This is a genomic window from Yoonia sp. JB2-21 (assembly GCF_055693545.1).
Map to the genome: position 1 here is coordinate 2,334,664 of NZ_JBVFUC010000001.1, position 16,409 is coordinate 2,351,072.

Sequence of the window (16,409 nt, forward strand, 5' to 3'; positions counted from 1 at the left end):
CAACGGAACCGCCAAACGCAAAGGTTTTGCTTAGGTGGGCATGCGCAGACATTGAAACCTGTTGCAGATTTGGGCAGAAGGAGCGGTGTCAGGGCAGGGGAAACGCACGTGATTGAACTTGATAGAGTGTCATATGGATATGGTGGCAACCCACTTTTTTCCCATTTATCACTGACACTTGCGCCCGGATCATTCCATTTTTTGACCGGACCATCCGGCGCTGGCAAAACCACGCTGCTCAAGCTGTGTTATGCTGATTTGCAGGCAATGGGCGGTAAGGTTCGGTTGTTTGGGCAAGATGCGGCAGCCCTTGATCGTGATGCCGTGGCGATGTCTCGCCGACGCATTGGGGTTGTGCATCAGGATTGTCAATTTCTTGATCACCTCAGCATTGCCGAAAATATCGCCCTGCCGTTGACCGTGTCGGACCGGGTGAACGAGGCCGCGGGAAACCTCGAAGAACTGCTCAGCTGGGTTGGCTTAGGTGCGCAGGCAGGGCAGTTGCCGCCGCAGTTATCGGGTGGTGAGCGGCAGCGCGCGGCCTTGGCGCGGGCTGTGATTGTCTCGCCCGATGTGATCATTGCGGACGAGCCGACGGGCAATGTGGATTGGGAGATGTCGCAGCGACTGCTGGCACTGCTGGTTGAGTTGAACAAGATGGGCAAAACGATACTGATCGCGACCCATGATCTGGCGATGATCCGGTCGATGAAGTCCGACGTCAGCGCGCGGGTGCTGCGGCTCAAGGACGGTCAGTTGCAACAGGCGGGGGCAGAGCTATGAAAGCTTTGCTTGAACTTATCGTTGGTGATCCGCAGGCAGATCGTGCGGTTCCGCCAACCGGGCTAACTGCGCAATTGACGATATTTGTGGCTGCGGTGATGGCGTTTCTGGCGATTATTGCCTTGGCCGTGTCCCTGACGACCAGCCGCGTGGCCGGTACCTGGGCCGACGAATTGGCGCAGTCTGCAACGCTCAGGTTGCCCGCTGATCCTGCAACGGCCGATGCGCTTTTGTTGTCCGCGTTAGAGGTGCTGGAAACGACGCCGGGTATCAGCAGTGTGCGCGCCTTGTCACAGGATGAACAACAGGCACTGCTGGAACCGTGGTTTGGCCCTGATCTGCCACTTGATGCATTGCCCGTGCCGCAACTGATCGAGATCGTCGCAGATGGCGATGGCTATGATGCCGAGGGTTTGCGCGCCCGACTTACGGCACAGGCACCGGGTGCCATTCTGGACGATCACACATCCTGGCGGGCCCCGTTGCTGGAGGCTGCATCCCGTGTGCGCCTGATTGGTTGGTCGGTAATCGTGCTTATTGGTGCAACAGTTGCGGCGATGATCACGCTGGCCGCGCAAACCTCTTTGGCGGCCAATGTGCAGGTTATTCGCGTGTTGCGCCTTGTCGGGGCAAAAGACGTCTATATCGCCCGTGCCTTCGTGCGCCGCTACACATTGCGTGCCGGAGCAGGCGCGCTTGCTGGCGCAGTTCTTGGCACGATCGTCGTGATGCTGATGCCCCAAGGTGACCCCTCGGGCAGCCTTTTGATGGGTGTTGGTTTTGAGGGGGGCGAATGGCTTTGGCCCTTGCTGATCCCGGTCCTCGCGGCGATAGTTGCCTTCTTTGCGACCCGTGCTGCGGCGTTTCGCAGGCTGAAGGAACAAACATGAGCACTGCCATTCAATGGGTTCGGTCGTTGGCCTTTAACGCGCAGATGTATGTGGCGATGTTGGTGATTGGCATTCTTTATCTGCCTGCCGCGATTATCTCGGCCAATGGGGCCGTCGCGGGCTGTCATGCCTACTGCCGCTGGATCAAATGGACGGCGTCTTGGATGATCGGTCTGAAATGCGAAATCCGGGGCGAGCCGCCCACCGATGAAGTCATGGTCGCCCCAAAGCACCAATCGTTTCTTGATGTTCTGATGATCTACGGCGCGATGCCGCGTGGGAAATTTATCTTCAAAGCTATCCTGAAATACGCGCCGATCATTGGCCAGTTTGGTTTGCGGATCGGATGTATCCCTGTGGATCGGGGCAAGCGCGGGCAGGCAATCAAAAAGATGGTGGCTGATGTTCAGGCCGGGCGTGCGATGCCGGGGCAGTTGATCATCTATCCCCAAGGCACGCGGATCGCGCCAGGTGTGAAAGCCCCCTACAAAATTGGCACCGGCGCGCTTTATCGTGAGTTGAACCAACCCGTGGTTCCGGTCGCCACCAACGTGGGTGTTTTCTGGCCAAAGCGGGGCGTCATGCGGATGCCCGGCACAGCGGTCTTCGAGTTTCTTCCGCGCATCGAACCCGGTCTTGAGGTTGATGAATTCATGTCCCGGCTGGAACATGACATCGAAACCGCCTCGGACCGATTGAACAATGAAGCTGGGTTTCATGGCTGATCATACGATCACTGACGTTGCTGCACTTGAGGCGCTTTATGGCACCCCGGGCAAGGCGTCATTGATCAAGATCGCCCCGCATCTGACCCCGCTTTATCGCAAATGGATTATGGCGTCGCGCTTTTGTGTTGTTTCGACAGTCGGACCGGAAGGCACCGACGGAAGCCCGCGTGGCGACGATGGCCCTGTTGTGCAGGAGCTGGATGACAAGACCCTGCTGCTGCCCGATTGGCGGGGGAACAACCGGATGGATACGCTTCGCAATATTGTCGCAGACGGACGCATCAGCCTGATGTTTTTGGTGCCCGGCTCTGACAACGTGATCCGTATCAACGGAACGGCGGTTGTGTCTCTTGATCCTGTCTTGTTGGGGCGTTTTGCCGAAAAAGGCCGTCAGCCGCGCAGTGTCGTCGTCATTTCGATTGCTGAAATCTATAGCCAGTGCGCCCGTGCTTTGATGCGGGCGCGGGTGTGGACATCAGCCGACGAAAGCGCCGACCTGCCAACAGTTGGTGATTTGCTGACCGAACAAGAAGCGGCATTCGACGGTGCGGAGTATGATGCCAACTGGGCAGGACGCGCAGAAAAGACGATGTGGTAGTCAGCGCAGCCTAAGATTGCTGCTGCGGCCCAATCCGTAGCGCAGGCACCAGCCAATCAGGGCAAGGCTGATCACCAGCCAAAGCACGCCCCACATGATCGTGGTGCCGCCAAATTCCTCGGCCAGCATCCGCGCGTCTGACCGCAGGCCAGACCGCGCAATCGTGTCGCTGAAAATGTCGTAAGGCACATAAATCATACTCGTCAGGCCGATCACACGCAGTGCCAGATCATTAACGTGATGACCCAGATAGCGCGCCATCAGCAACATTGCGGCACCGGCGCCGACGGTGAAGGCCAATGCAAAAAGCCCTCGGACATATAGCCCGGCAATCACGAGCATGACGATGCCGCATCCTGCCATCACAGCGCGGTCGGCCTTGGTACGCGTCGCCGCCAGCAGCAGCCCCATACCAATCAACAGCGATCCCAGATAGCCGGCGGTGAGCGTGATAAACCGGCTGCCACCACGGCTCAGTACCAAACCACCCTGATCGGGCGAGACCGACAAGCTTACGACTTTTCCGCCGGTCAGGACGGTCGCAATCGCATGCGAGGCTTCGTGAAAGAAAACGACAAGGATTTTGAGCGGCACAACAATCGGCGTCCGCCACAGCGCAAACACGAGAATGATCAGCAACAAAAGTTGCCAATGCCCTTTGAGAATGCGCAACTCTAGGCCGCGAGCCCTTTGGAGCCCAATGCAAGATACTTGTTGCGCCGGTCTGTGCGTAATTTATCCCCTGACAGGTCACGCAATTCGTTCAGCATTGTGACGATGGCCTCACCGACGGCTGTGATCGCCGCGGTGCGGTTGCGATGCGCGCCCCCTTCGGGTTCGGGGATGATCCGGTCGCAAACGCCGAGCTCATGCAGGTCTTTCGACGTCAGGCGCAGGGCTTCCGCCGACTCGCGCATCTTTTCAGCGTCTTTCCACAGAATCGAGGCGCAGCCTTCGGGGCTGATCACCGAATAGACTGAATGCTCCAGCATCGCGACACGGTTGGCCGAGGCAAAAGCCACAGCACCGCCAGACCCACCTTCGCCGATCACGACGCTGATCAGGGGCACTTTCAACTCTAGACATTTCTCAGTCGAGCGCGCAATCGCCTCCGACTGACCGCGTTCCTCGGCACCTTTGCCGGGATAGGCACCCGGGGTATCCACAAGCGTGACAACCGGCAGCCCAAAGCGGTTCGCAAGCTCCATCAGGCGGATCGCCTTACGGTATCCTTCTGGGCGGGCCATGCCAAAGTTTCGCTCAATCCGGGATTTGGTATCATTGCCCTTTTCATGGCCGATCACCATCACCGGCATGCCTTCGATACGGGCAAGCCCACCCATGACGGACAGGTCATCGGCAAAATTCCGGTCGCCTGCAAGCGGCGTATATTCGGTGAACAACGCATCAACATAGTCCTGACAATGCGGACGTTCGGGGTGGCGAGCGACCTGGCATTTGCGCCAAGCGGTCAGGTCACCGTAAAGCGACTTGAGCAGGTCAGACGCTTTTTTGTCCAACGCCGCCGCTTCTTTCTCGACATCCATTTCCGGATTTTCGCGGGCCATGGCGCGCAGCTCTTCGGCTTTGCCTTCGATTTCGGCGAGCGGTTTTTCAAAGTCGAGGTATTGGGTCATAGCGGCGGGCCTTCATGCATCGGTTCAACGATATATGGCGTATGGTTGATGCAAGTGCAACGGGACCACGTTGCCACATTATTGCCATTTGCATTGGGCGTGCAAACACGCGACTGTGCCGCCAAAATGTCGCAGCAAAGGAATTTTAGATGCGTATTCTCACTTTGACAGCCGCGCTTGCACTTGGTTTGACCAATCCAGCTTTTGCGCAATCAATCAACTTTGGCGATGACAGCAGCGAATGGGCGAATGATGGCGAGTGTGATGACGGGCGGTTTACAGGCCCCGGTCTGACATCGACGCCGCTTTTGGAAGAGGACGTTCTGGCAGACGCAACCGACTGTCGGAACGCGTTTCAGGCCGGTCAGCTTCGCTTAGCAGGTGTTTCAGACGACGGCGCAATCGATTTTGGCAATGACGCGGGCGAGTGGTCCAATGACGGCGAATGCGATGATATGCGCTTCGCGGGTCCCGGCATGACAAGCACACCCCTGCTTCAAGACGACATCATGCGGGATGCGACCGACTGCAGAGATGCCTTTGAAGCCGGACGCCTGACACTTGCTGGGCAATAAACGCGTGCGCGTCAGCCCGCGATCATCTCGGACTGGCGCACAATCACTTCGGCTTGCTTGATCGACGCGATGTCGACCAAGCGGCCTTTGTAGACTGTTGCCCCTTCGCCGCGTGCTTTGGCGTCTTCCATCGCTGCCAGAATTTCGCGGGCTTCTGCCACGGCCTCCGCTGATGGTGTGAACACCTCATTGGCCAGCGCGATCTGCTTTGGGTGGATCGCCCATTTGCCAACCATGCCAAGCGTGGCCGACCGCCGCGATTGCGCACGATAGCCTTCGTCATCGCTGAAATCACCAAACGGCCCATCAACCGGCAGGACGCCATGCGTTCGGCAGGCGGCCACGATGGCCGTCTGCGCCCAGTGCCACGGATCGGAATAGTGCCGGTTTTCGCCGTGCAGCATGTAGTAGTTGTCTTGCGTGCCGCCGATGCCAGTTGTTTGCATGCCCATCGAGGCGGCAAAGTCCGCCGCGCCAAGGCTCATCGCGGCCATGCGCGGGGAACTCGCGGCGATTTCTTCGACATTGGCAAGGCCTGCGGCGGATTCGATGATCACCTCAAAGCTGATCGGCTTGGTACGGCCTTTGGCCGTTTCAATCGCGGTGACAAGCGCATCAACGGCATAGACATCTGCCGCACAGCCCACCTTCGGGATCATAATCTGATCAAGCCGGTCACCCGCCTGTTCCAGCACATCGACCACATCTTTGTACCAGTAAGGTGTATCCAGCCCGTTGATCCGCACGGAAAGGTATTTGGTGTTCCAGTCGACCTCATTAATCGCCTGAATAACATTGGCGCGGGCCGTGTCTTTGTCAGAGGGCGAAACACTGTCTTCGAGATCAAGGTTGATCACATCCGCTGCCGACGCAGCCATCTTTTCAAACAGCTTGGTGTTTGAGCCGGGACCAAAGAGTTGGCAACGGTTGGGACGGGCAGGGGGCGTGGGTTGCAGGCGGAATGACATGAGTGATCCTTGCGGTATGATTATTTCGTCGAGCGTTTGGCAAGAGGTAGAATATTGCGCAAGCGGCGGCAAGGTGATTTTGCAACCGCAGCATTTTCATCGTTCTTCCAACTGCGCTGCCTACCGGTTGCAAGTTGCTCGCGGGATGGATTAGACGTCAAACCCCGCAAGAGGGCCGGACGCAATGCCATCACATATCCATCACAAGCTGTATATTTTTGGCGCGTCTGGTGCGGGTACGACAACCCTTGGTCAAAGCATCGCGTCTGAGATCGGCGTGGTGCATGTCGACAGCGATGATCATTTCTGGGCGCCTGTGCAGCCACCTTTTTCCGTGAAACGGGACCCGACAGAACGTATTGCATCCATGACCGATGCACTGGGCGACGACGGCTGGATTTTGACGGGCGCCTGCAACGGTTGGGGTCAGGTGCTGGTCAGTCAGGCAACCCTGATTGTCTTTGTGCATCTGCCAACGCCGGTCAGGTTAGAACGGCTTGTCGCGCGCGAAAGTGCCCGGTTTGGCGATCGTATCAAGGCTGGCGGTGATATGCACCAAATCCACCAGGACTTTCTGACTTGGGCGCAAGGCTATGAGGATCCCGCCTTTGACGGGCGTAATCTGGCTGCGCACGAACGGTGGTTGGCTGGGCAAACGATACCGATTTGTCGGATCGTTGGTACACCATCGTTAGAAGCGGCCAAGAAAACCGTCTTGGACCGCCTGAACGCGTCCTAGCGTTTGAAACTAGACCCCAGCGTCAACAATCGCCTTGGCCAATGCAGGCACCGTTTGCGCATTCAGCCCGGCAATGTTCATCCGGCTGTCGCCCACCATGTAAATCCCATGATCAGCGCGCAGTTTCTCGACCAACTCAGGCGTGGTGCCCAGACGGCTGAACATCCCCCGGTGATGTGCAAGAAAATCAAAACGGTCGCTATTCGTCAGGCGTTTCAATTCATCTGCCAATTGCTGACGCAGGGTGAGCATGCCATTGCGGGTCTCTTCCAGCTCCGCTTCCCAGTCGGCGCGCAGGTCTGGGTCTTGCAGAATGGTGGTGACAACGCGGGCACCATGATCGGGCGGGAAGGAATAGTTCTGGCGGTTCAGGAAGGCGAGGTTCTGCTGGGTCAACGCCTGTTGATCCGCATCCTTGCAGACCGCCATCAGGATACCCGTGCGTTCACGATAAATCCCAAAGTTCTTGGAACAACTTGCGGCAATCAGGCAGTTCTCGAAACTGCTGGCGATTTGCCGCGTGGCCTTGGCGTCATCGGCCAAACCGTCGCCGAACCCTTGATAGGCGATATCGACAAAGGGCACGGCCCCTTTGTTCTGCATGATGCCGATCACCTGTGCCATCTGTTCATACGTCAAGTTGGCACCGGTCGGATTGTGGCAACAGCCATGCAGCAGAACGACATCGCCGGGTGCGACAGCTTCGAGGTCGGCCAGCATGCCCGCAAAATCCACACCGCGTGTTTCGCCATCGAAGTAGCGATACTCAGCCATTTTCATGCCGAGGTATTTGATAATGGACGGATGGTTTGGCCATGTTGGGTTGGATAGCCAGACGGTCGCCTTGGGTGCTGCCATTTTGATCAGTTCAAGCGCTTGGCGGATCGCACCAGTCCCGCCGGGTGTTGCCACGGCTGCGACGCGCTCGCTCAGGACGCTATCGCCAAGAACGAGGTCTTTCATCGCTGCACCAAATGCCGGATCGCCGGCCAAGCCGGTATAGGCCTTGGTGGATTGATCCGCGAGGATACGACGCTCGGCCTCTTTCACGGCCCGCATGACCGGCGTGTTGCCTGTCGCGTCTTTATAGACGCCGACACCCAAATCGACCTTATCAGTGCGCGGGTCCGCTTTGAATTTTGCCACGAGGGCAAGGATTTTATCGGCGGGTTGGGCGGTGAGGTTTTCCAGCATTTCAGGCTCCGGTGGCGATAGGAAGGTCGGCGTACATGCCCCATTCGGACCATGAACCGTCATAGAGCGAATGATCGGTTTTGCCGATGCGTTCAAGGGCAAGTGACAGGATCGCGGCGGTCACGCCAGACCCGCAGGTTGTGATGGCCGGCTTGTGCAGATCGACGCCCACGTCATTAAAAACGGTGCGCAATGCATTGGGGGCTTTCATCGTGCCGTCGGCGTTCAGTAGGTCTTGGAAGAAGACGTTTTTGGACCCCGGAATATGGCCCGAACGCATGCCCTCGCGTGGTTCTTCCGCTTCGCCTTTGAAGCGGGCTGCTGGGCGCGCGTCGATGATGCTGTGATCGCCCAGTTTGGCCGCACGCGCCACTTCGGTCACGTCGCGCACGCGGTGCGTTTCCATTTTTACGGTCATATGGCGGTCGCGGATCGTAGGGGCTGCTGTGGTCGTTTTATGACCTTCCGCCAACCACTTGGGCAGGCCACCGTCCAGCACGGCCACATTATGTTGGCCCATCAGTTTGAACAGCCACCAGACGCGCGCGGCAGAGAAGAGCCCGGCGCCATCGTAGACCACAACCTGATGCCCGTCGCCGACACCCAAAGCGCGCATGCGAGACATGAATTTTTCGACCGGCGGCGCCATATGCGGCAGTTCGGACCTGCCATCGCTGATTTCATCGATATCAAAGAAACGCGCGCCGGGAATGTGGCCTGCCGCATATTCGGCCTTTGCGTCGCGGCGCATGTCGGGCAGATACCATGAGGCATCAAAAATCCGCAGATCTGGGTCTTTGATATGGGCCACTAACCAGTCAGTGCTGACCAGTGTTTTGGGATCATCAGATTGCATTGCAGACATCACACAGCCCCTTTCGGCAGTCGCGCCAGAGGTAACTTGTGCAGGCATTTAAGACAAGGGAAAGCCTGTTCGGAACCGGTAAGATTGCGTCCATACAGCGTTCAGAAGTTGCGCGTGTAGCACCTGATGCCAATGACTCTGCCGCGCAACGTAACATTGCAATGGGAGTGTGCGAACCGGAGCTGTTGTTTGTATTGCATTATTAGAGCTGTGCTGGGTTGTGAAAGGGAAATACGGCAGGTTTTGTCCCATAACCAGTGGTCTTGTGCGCGCTTTGTTTACCTGTCACCGCTGGTCCCATAGGCTTGTTCCGAAAGGGTGGCTATGAAGTCGGGCATGAAGTTAACCGTGGTTTTCGAATGACCGACAATGTTCCTTTTCGTTCTGGCGAGGTTACGTTGTGGGAAGGTCGCCCCGGGCAAGGGATCCGCTATTCGGTGTTCCACCTCATCTATGCCTTTGTCGGTGTGTATATGCTCGTCTTCGCCGTTTCAGCTTTCTCAGCTGTCTTGAATGGCGATTGGTCAAAGGCGCCGGCGCTGTTTTTAGGCATGACGTTGGTCGCAACCGTTATGCTGATGCATGGGTTGTTCTTCCTCATTGGAGTGCCCTATCTTGACCGGCAACATCGGGCCCTCACCCAGTATAAACTGACTGATCAACGTGCAATCATTATTGATAGCTCTGCCATAAGCACTGTTTTTATCCGTGAACTTAATGCGGATTGGAGGGTGAGCCATTTTCCGAAGGCGGGGTCAGTTCTACTGCGCGCGCGACTTGGAAGTGAGGCAGCACTGAAGCGTCTTCCGATCGCAACCGACCAACGCTTTAACAAAATTATCCGCTATTTATTGTGGTACACGCAAATCCTGAACATCTCGGGATTTCGGTTTGTCGATGATTCAAAAGCTATTGAGCGTATCGTGCGGGGTGCCTTGCAGGATGCAGGTCAACCGACTTACAAATAGCGTGCCTTAGTCGCCGTGCCGCAGCAACCGCTGTTTTTGACGGCCCCAATCGCGCTTGGCTTCGTCGGCGCGCTTGTCGTGGTTCTTCTTACCTTTGGCCGTCGCGATCTTCAGTTTCACCAACCCACGGTCATTGAAATACATCACCAGCGGCACAAGGGTCATCCCTTCGCGTTTGGTCGCATTCCACAGCTTTGAGAGCTGTTTGCGGCTGACAAGAAGCTTGCGCTTGCGCCGTTCTTCATGACTGAACATGGCCCGATCATAAGGCGCGATATAGGCATTGGTCAGCCAGAGTTCACCGTCATCGACCGACGCATAGCTGTCGGCGATGTTGGATTGACCAATGCGCAGCGATTTAACCTCGGACCCTGTCAGGATGATGCCCACTTCGAGGTCATCCTCGATGGCAAAATCGTAACGGGCACGCCGGTTCTCGGCGATGACTTTGTAGTTTTTGTTTTCGGGTTTCTTGGCCATAGTTGGGATCAGATAGGCGAACCTGCGAACTGGCACAAGGGTGGCGCCGCAAGGAACAATGATATGCAAAGAAATGAAAAGGGCATTGCGATGATGCAGCTAGGTCGATGAGCGTCCCGGTTTTGCGTAACCGGTCGGCCCGCCATGTTTTTCTGGCCCGCCATGGTCTCGCGACCCGCCCCTCTGGTCCCGGTAAGGGCGCTGATCTGAAGGGCGTGATGGATGATCTCGGCTTTGTGCAGCTTGACAGTGTGAACACCTTTGCCCGTGCCCACGACCTGATTTTGTGGTCCCGCCGTCAGCAGTACCGCCCCAAAGCCTTGCAGCATTTGCTGCACCGCGACCGGCAGGTGTTTGAACATTGGACCCATGATGCCGCGATCATCCCGATCGAGAGCTTTGCCCACTGGCGTTTGCGGTTTGCCCGCGATGCCACCCGGATGGAGACCCGCTGGAAGGAATGGCGCAGGGGTGATTTCACCGCAAAGATAGATGCGGTGCTGCGCCGGATTTCGGACGAGGGCTGTTGTACCTCTGGCCAAGTCGGTGAGGACGAAAGCCGTGGGTCTGGCGGTTGGTGGGATTGGCATCCGTCCAAAACGGCGCTGGAGTATTTGTGGCGGTCGGGCCAAGTGTCTGTTGTGCGTCGTGAGGGGTTTACCAAGGTCTATGATCTGACAGAGCGGGTTATTCCGCCCGAGCATTTGAACCGCCGTCACCATGTCGAGGAAACGATTGAATGGTGCTGTGCAGGTGCCTTGGACCGTTTGGGTTTTGCCACCAGCGGCGAGTTGGCCGCGTTTTGGGATCACGTCACCCCGGCGGAGGCAAAGGCCTGGTGTGCAACTGCTTTGGCCGATGGTCGCGTGATTGAGATTGATGTGGAGGGTGTGGATGGCAAGCTGCGCCGGTCTTTTGGATGGCCGGATGTGATGGAGCTGGAGATTGCGCCACCGGTTCCGCGCTTGCAGATCCTGTCCCCCTTTGACCCTGCATTGCGCGACCGCAAGCGGGCAGAGCGCCTTTTCGGTTTTGCCTACCGGATCGAGATTTTTGTGCCCGCGCCGAAACGGAAATACGGCTATTACGTGTTCCCGGTGATGGAAGGCGACCGCATGATTGGCCGGATAGATATGAAGCGCGAGGATGGCGTGTTGGTCGTGCGCGCGTTTTGGCCAGAGCAGGGCGTGCGTATGGGGTCGGGCCGCTTGAATGCGCTGCAGGCGGAGCTGGAACGCGCCGCCAGCTTTGGGGGCTGCGGCGCGTTGCGTTTTGTCGATGATTGGTTGCGGGAGGCTTAGTTCAGCAGGCCTGCATGGACCATTGCTGCGCGCATTTTCTCTTTGGTGGCGTCCGTCAGCCCGGTGAGGGGTGAGCGGACCTCTTCGCTGCACAAACCCAGTAGCGACATCCCGTATTTTGCGCCGACCAAGCCGGGTTCGGTGAATACTGCCTCGTGTAGTGGCATCAAACGGTCCAGTTGCGTGAGCGCCTTGGCATAGTCACCGGCCAATGTGCTCGCCTGAAATTCCGCGATCAGCTTTGGTGCGATGTTGGCTGTGACCGAGATACAGCCTTGGCCGCCGTGCGCGTTATACCCAAGGGCTGTCGCGTCTTCGCCGGACAGTTGGATAAAGTCGGGACCGCAGCGCATCCGCTGGGCAGGCACGCGTGATAGGTCGGCTGTCGCATCTTTGACGCCGATGATCATGTCGTGCTTGGCAAGTTCCGCCATCGTGTCTGGCGTCATGTCGATGACCGAACGCGGCGGGATGTTATAGATGATAATCGGCAGGCCACAGTCTGCCGCCGCCGTGAAATGCGCGATCAGCCCGCGTTGGGTCGGCTTGTTATAGTAGGGTGTGACGACAAGGGCCGCATCGGCGCCAGCTTTCTTGGCGGCTTGCACCAGACGCACGGTTTCTGCGGTGTTGTTGGACCCTGCACCAGCAATGACCGGGATGTGGCCGGCGGCCTCGGCCACCACGGTTTCAACGACAAGATCGTGTTCGGCATGGCTCAGTGTTGGGCTTTCGCCGGTTGTGCCGACGGGTACCAACCCGTTGCTGCCTTGATCCACATGCCAGTTCACAAGTTTTTTTAGCGCAGCCACATCAACTTGGCCGTTCAAAAACGGCGTGACGAGGGCGGGGAGTGATCCGCGAAACATGGCACGCTTCCTTCTTGTTGATGGCTATGATCAGCCGGGGTAAAATCGCGCGGACACTAGGGCGAGAACGCAAATCCTACAAGCCCTTGGTTTTGGGTCGCAGTGAACCGCTTTTCTGCCGACTGCCGCGTTTGTGAGTTTGTCATTGCGCCGCTCTGCGTTACTTTTGGCATAACAGAAATCTGGGCGGTGACTTTATGCGACTTGTGATCTTGGTCATGATGATGATCAGCGCCGCGGCGACGGTATCGGCACAATCGGTGCATCCCAAAAGCATCGCCGCCCTTGATGCCGCACAAAGCGATTGGGATGTGGCCTATCAGATCGCAGAAGACGCCGACCCCGTGACGCGAGACGTGCTGACGTGGTTGCGTCTGCGCGATGGCACCGGAACATTCGCCGAGTTTCGCAGCTTTTTGACACGCCGCGCGGATTGGCCGGGGCTGGATACGCTGCGTTCGCATGCGGAGCGGTCGATTGTGCGCGGTGCAAACCCCGAGACCGTTCTGGGTTGGTTTGAGGGTATAGCACCCCGCACCGGAAAAGGGGCTGTTGCTTTGGCGCGTGCCCATCTGGCGATGGATCAAGAGGAAGAAGCACGCGATGTGCTGCGCGATGCGTGGATCGGTTTGCGGCTAAGCGATCAGGGGCAAAAGGCGATGTATGACGCTTTTGGTCCGCAATTGACCCCATTTCATGCCGCCCGCACCGATGCTTTGCTCTGGCGCGACCGGGCCGAGGATGCCGCGCGTATGTTGCCACTGATGGATGACGATCAGGCGGCACTGGCCACGGCGCGGATCGGCTATATCACCCGCGCGCGCGGGTTGCCGGGGATGTTGCGTGATGTTCCACGCGCCCTGCGTGAAGACGCGGGGTTGGCTTATGCGCGATATTCGTGGCTGGCCAGCCGTGGTGAGCGCACAGATGCCGTCAAAATGCTATTGGATCGCTCGACCAGCCGCGCGGCCTTGGGCGAGCCGTTTCGCTGGTCCGGCTGGCGGCGTATCTTGGCGCGCTGGGAAATGCGCGAAGGGCGCGCTGATCAGGCCTACACGCTGGCATCGCGGCACTATCTGACCGAAGGTGCATCTTATGCGGATCTGGAGTGGTTGTCGGGATATCTGTCGCTGACCTATCTGGGTGACCCTGCCCAAGCGCTGGGCCATTTTGAGAATGCTTTGCGGGCGTCCAGCAGTCCGATTTCGCTGGGGCGGATGAACTACTGGATCGGCAGGGCGCATGAGGTTCAGGGCAATGCTGAACTGGCGGCGGCTGCCTTTGGCGATGCGGCAGATCACCAAACCAGCTTTTATGGCCTTCTGGCGTCCGAGAAAATTGGCCGTCCGCTAAGCGCCGCCTTAGCTGGGGCAGAAGCTGTTTGGCAGGATGCGCCCGTGTTCGACGACGACATGGTGCAGGCCGCGATGATCCTGTTGGCAAGCGGCGAACGCGGTGCGGCGGTGACATTCTTTGCCCATCTGGGTCGGGTCTTGGATGCCGAAGAACTTGCCCAAGTCGGTGCCTATCTGAACAATCTGGATGAGCAGTATTACACGCTGTTGCTGGGCAAATCGGCGGTGCGTGTCGGGCGGCTGGTACCAGAGATCTACTATCCCTTGCATGATTTGGCCGAGATGGATTTACCCGCCGACCCCGCGTTGTCCCTGTCCATCGCGCGACGGGAAAGTGAATTCAACATCGGGATCGGCAGCCCTGTTGGCGCGCTGGGTCTGATGCAATTGATGCCTGCTACAGCGGAAGAGGTGGCGGGCAATCTGGGTCTGCCCTATGCGCGTGGACGGTTGACGAATGACTGGCGCTATAATGCGACGTTGGGGACGGCCTATCTGGACTATCTGAAAGGTGAATTTGGACGCAGCCCTGTGATGATTGCGGCAGGGTATAATGCCGGACCAAGCCGTCCAAAGCGGTGGATGGATGAACGTGGTGATCCGCGCTTGCTGGAAATGGATGTCGTGGACTGGATCGAGCATATCCCGTTCCGTGAAACCCGGAATTACGTGATGCGCGTGACCGAAAGCATCCCGGTTTATCAGGCGCGCCTAACGGGAGAGACCGGTCCGGTGCGGTTTACTGAGTTGCTGATCGGTGCCAAGCCGCTGTTGCGCCCAAGGGCGCGTCCATTGCCGCAAGAGGAGGTGGCTGCTGCGCCAGAAGAACCGCAACCCGCGCCGTTGGTATCGCAAGAAACGCCGGCTGTTCGGCCGGTTGCACGCCCCTAGTTTGCGCGCTGCTTTGACCGCCACAGCGTAAACAGACCGGCCGCGACAACGATCGCGGCGCCGATTGCGACATTGGGCCGGAGTGTTTCACCCAGCAATAGCAATCCGATTGCACTTGCAAAGACCAGTTGCAGATAGGCGAAGGGTTGAACTGCACTTGCCTCGGCCACCTCGTATGTGCGGATCAGCAGCCAGTGTCCCAGGGCACCTGCGACGCAAAGGGCGGCCATCCATTGCCAATCGGCGGCTGTCATTGGCTCCCAAAACCAGACACCGGCCAGTGTCATCACGACCGCGCCTGACGTGCCTGTCCAGAAAAATGAGGTCGCGGTGCTATCTTGGCGGGCGGCGTAACGGGTCAGCAGCCCGTAAAGTGCAAACATGAAAGCAGAAAGAAGGGGAATGGCCGCAGCGGGCGCAAAAACGGTGTAGCCGGGTTGCAGGATGACCAGCACGCCGATGAAACCAATCCCGATGGCCGCCCACCTTTGCCATCCGACCTGTTCGCCAAGCACCGGGCCGGACAGGGCAGCGATCAGCAGCGGGTAGCAGGCAAAGATAGCGTGGCTTTCCACAAGCCCAAGCAAGACAAAGGCGCTGACCATGACGCAAATTTCGAGCGCTAGCAGGACCCCCCGTGCGATTTGCAGGATGGGTTGTTTTGTTGCTGCAGCGGCCCGGATTGACCCAGACTGCCGGGTCGCGATGGTGATGACGAAGGCCGCAAAGAACCAATAGCGGATCATCACGATCATGATGACGTTGTAGTTGTCCGCGAGATGCCGCGATATCCCGTCTTGCACCGCAAAGATGAAAGTGGTCGCGATCATCAGCATGATCCCAAGACGCGGGTTATTCTGCATCGGGCATCTTTGCGCGTGTCATATGGCGTTTGCGGCCATAACCCGGAACGCGGGCGACGTCGAAACCCGCCGCTGCAAGACCTTGCCGGACGTGGCCTGCGGCAGAATATGTCGCCGCTGTCCCGCCGGGTTTGGTGTGGATGGCCACCGCGCGCAGCAGGTCGGGTTCCCACAGCTCGGGGTTCTTGGCGGGTGAAAATCCGTCCAGAAACCATGCGTCGACGGTGCTGTCCCAGGCAGGGAGCGTCTGGCGCGCGTCGCCGGGAATAACCGTCAGCGTCGGCCCATCGGTCAGCGTGACTGGTCCACTACCCGGCGTCCATTCTGCAAGCAGGATATCGGCAAAAGCTTTGATAGATGCAAAGTGGTACAGCGCGTTGCGCATATCATCCAAGCTCAGCGGGAAGGCCTCGAACGAGGTGAAGTGCAGCGTGCCGGGCCGTCCTGCCTTTGCCCATGCCGCCCAAGTGACCAATAGGTTCAGGCCGGTGCCAAAGCCGAGCTCCCCGATATGAAAATCGCCACCGAACCGCACTGGCAGATCGTTGCCTTCCACAAAGACGTGCTGGGTTTCGGCCAGACCATTCTCAAGCGAATAATAGGGATCATCAAAGGCCGCGGCGATCGGCACACCATCCCGCCAGTCGAGTTTTGCTGTCTGGTCTGTCATCGGTCCATGCCTTACGTATGCGCCAACCTTGAGCG

Annotated in this window: 18 protein-coding genes; 9 read left to right on the plus strand and 9 right to left on the minus strand. The window is 58.1% G+C overall.

The genetic code is table 11. The features are described from left to right. The first annotated feature begins 108 nt into the window (after positions 1-108). The 4 genes from ACZ1G5_RS11665 to ACZ1G5_RS11680 are packed head-to-tail and all read left to right on the plus strand — an operon-like array spanning position 109 to position 2,999. Positions 109-783, plus strand: coding sequence for a cell division ATP-binding protein FtsE (locus ACZ1G5_RS11665; RefSeq protein WP_472732997.1), 675 nt, complete (start codon positions 109-111; stop codon positions 781-783). Next, positions 780-1,673, plus strand: coding sequence for a cell division protein FtsX (locus ACZ1G5_RS11670; protein WP_472732998.1), 894 nt, complete (start codon positions 780-782; stop codon positions 1,671-1,673). Before ACZ1G5_RS11665 ends, ACZ1G5_RS11670 begins: the two co-directional genes overlap by 4 nt. After that, positions 1,670-2,398: a lysophospholipid acyltransferase family protein gene (locus ACZ1G5_RS11675; protein WP_472732999.1), complete on the plus strand. Its 729-nt coding sequence runs from the start codon at positions 1,670-1,672 to the stop codon at positions 2,396-2,398. The genes ACZ1G5_RS11670 and ACZ1G5_RS11675 overlap by 4 nt, the downstream gene beginning before the upstream one ends. Further along, entirely contained in the window at positions 2,391-2,999 is a 609-nt protein-coding gene (locus ACZ1G5_RS11680) for a pyridoxamine 5'-phosphate oxidase family protein (RefSeq protein WP_472733000.1), read from the plus strand. The genes ACZ1G5_RS11675 and ACZ1G5_RS11680 overlap by 8 nt, the downstream gene beginning before the upstream one ends. On the opposite strand, the gene ACZ1G5_RS11685 is transcribed toward ACZ1G5_RS11680, so the two are convergent. Together ACZ1G5_RS11685 and ACZ1G5_RS11690 are read right to left on the minus strand one after the other, a co-directional pair. After that, the gene (locus ACZ1G5_RS11685) at positions 3,000-3,638 is read right to left on the minus strand and encodes a M50 family metallopeptidase (RefSeq protein WP_472733001.1); all 639 of its coding nucleotides are present in this window, start codon (positions 3,636-3,638) and stop codon (positions 3,000-3,002) included. A gap of 35 nt (positions 3,639-3,673) precedes the next feature. Further along, a complete protein-coding gene (locus tag ACZ1G5_RS11690) occupies positions 3,674-4,636 on the minus strand; it encodes an acetyl-CoA carboxylase carboxyltransferase subunit alpha (RefSeq protein WP_472733002.1) in 963 nt (320 codons plus the stop codon). A gap of 149 nt (positions 4,637-4,785) precedes the next feature. Between ACZ1G5_RS11690 and ACZ1G5_RS11695 the strand changes: the two genes are divergently transcribed. Continuing rightward, positions 4,786-5,211: a hypothetical protein gene (locus ACZ1G5_RS11695; RefSeq protein ID WP_472733003.1), complete on the plus strand. Its 426-nt coding sequence runs from the start codon at positions 4,786-4,788 to the stop codon at positions 5,209-5,211. An 11-nt stretch (positions 5,212-5,222) separates the two neighbouring features. On the opposite strand, the gene ACZ1G5_RS11700 is transcribed toward ACZ1G5_RS11695, so the two are convergent. Next, a complete protein-coding gene (locus ACZ1G5_RS11700; RefSeq protein ID WP_472733004.1) occupies positions 5,223-6,179 on the minus strand; it encodes an L-malyl-CoA/beta-methylmalyl-CoA lyase in 957 nt (318 codons plus the stop codon). 184 nt (positions 6,180-6,363) lie between these two features. Here ACZ1G5_RS11700 and ACZ1G5_RS11705 point away from each other — a divergent pair, with 184 nt between their 5' ends. Then, positions 6,364-6,918, plus strand: coding sequence for a P-loop NTPase family protein (locus ACZ1G5_RS11705; protein ID WP_472733005.1), 555 nt, complete (start codon positions 6,364-6,366; stop codon positions 6,916-6,918). Between the two features lie 9 nt (positions 6,919-6,927). On the opposite strand, the gene ACZ1G5_RS11710 is transcribed toward ACZ1G5_RS11705, so the two are convergent. Next, complete coding sequence (locus ACZ1G5_RS11710; RefSeq protein ID WP_472734322.1) at positions 6,928-8,112, minus strand: amino acid aminotransferase; 1,185 nt, start codon at positions 8,110-8,112, stop codon at positions 6,928-6,930. 1 nt (position 8,113) lies between these two features. Next, a complete protein-coding gene (gene sseA, locus ACZ1G5_RS11715) occupies positions 8,114-8,977 on the minus strand; it encodes a 3-mercaptopyruvate sulfurtransferase (protein ID WP_472733006.1) in 864 nt (287 codons plus the stop codon). Positions 8,978-9,336: 359 nt separating this feature from the next. Between sseA and ACZ1G5_RS11720 the strand changes: the two genes are divergently transcribed. Continuing rightward, positions 9,337-9,945, plus strand: a complete 609-nt coding sequence (locus tag ACZ1G5_RS11720) for a hypothetical protein (protein WP_472733007.1) — start codon at positions 9,337-9,339, stop codon at positions 9,943-9,945. Between the two features lie 6 nt (positions 9,946-9,951). Here the strand turns inward: ACZ1G5_RS11720 and smpB are convergent, their stop codons facing one another. Then, on the minus strand, positions 9,952-10,425 hold the full coding sequence (gene smpB / locus ACZ1G5_RS11725; protein WP_472733008.1) for an SsrA-binding protein SmpB: 474 nt from the start codon (positions 10,423-10,425) through the stop codon (positions 9,952-9,954). A gap of 107 nt (positions 10,426-10,532) precedes the next feature. On the opposite strand from smpB, the gene ACZ1G5_RS11730 reads away from it, so the two are divergent. Then, positions 10,533-11,726 (plus strand): winged helix-turn-helix domain-containing protein, encoded by a 1,194-nt coding sequence (locus ACZ1G5_RS11730; protein WP_472733009.1) that lies wholly within the window; start codon positions 10,533-10,535, stop codon positions 11,724-11,726. On the opposite strand, the gene dapA is transcribed toward ACZ1G5_RS11730, so the two are convergent. Then, complete coding sequence (dapA, locus tag ACZ1G5_RS11735) at positions 11,723-12,595, minus strand: 4-hydroxy-tetrahydrodipicolinate synthase (protein WP_472733010.1); 873 nt, start codon at positions 12,593-12,595, stop codon at positions 11,723-11,725. The genes ACZ1G5_RS11730 and dapA overlap by 4 nt on opposite strands. A 197-nt stretch (positions 12,596-12,792) precedes the next feature. Between dapA and ACZ1G5_RS11740 the strand changes: the two genes are divergently transcribed. Then, positions 12,793-14,841, plus strand: a complete 2,049-nt coding sequence (locus ACZ1G5_RS11740; RefSeq protein WP_472733011.1) for a lytic transglycosylase domain-containing protein — start codon at positions 12,793-12,795, stop codon at positions 14,839-14,841. Here ACZ1G5_RS11740 and ACZ1G5_RS11745 read toward each other — a convergent pair. Together ACZ1G5_RS11745 and mnmC2 are read right to left on the minus strand one after the other, a co-directional pair. Next, positions 14,838-15,704 carry a DMT family transporter gene (locus ACZ1G5_RS11745; RefSeq protein ID WP_472733012.1) on the minus strand — a complete coding sequence of 289 codons (867 nt, stop codon included), beginning with the start codon at positions 15,702-15,704 and terminating at the stop codon, positions 14,838-14,840. The genes ACZ1G5_RS11740 and ACZ1G5_RS11745 overlap by 4 nt on opposite strands. Next, a complete protein-coding gene (gene mnmC2, locus ACZ1G5_RS11750) occupies positions 15,694-16,374 on the minus strand; it encodes a tRNA (5-methylaminomethyl-2-thiouridine)(34)-methyltransferase MnmC2 (protein WP_472733013.1) in 681 nt (226 codons plus the stop codon). The genes ACZ1G5_RS11745 and mnmC2 overlap by 11 nt, the downstream gene beginning before the upstream one ends. Between the last annotated feature and the right edge of the window lie 35 nt (positions 16,375-16,409).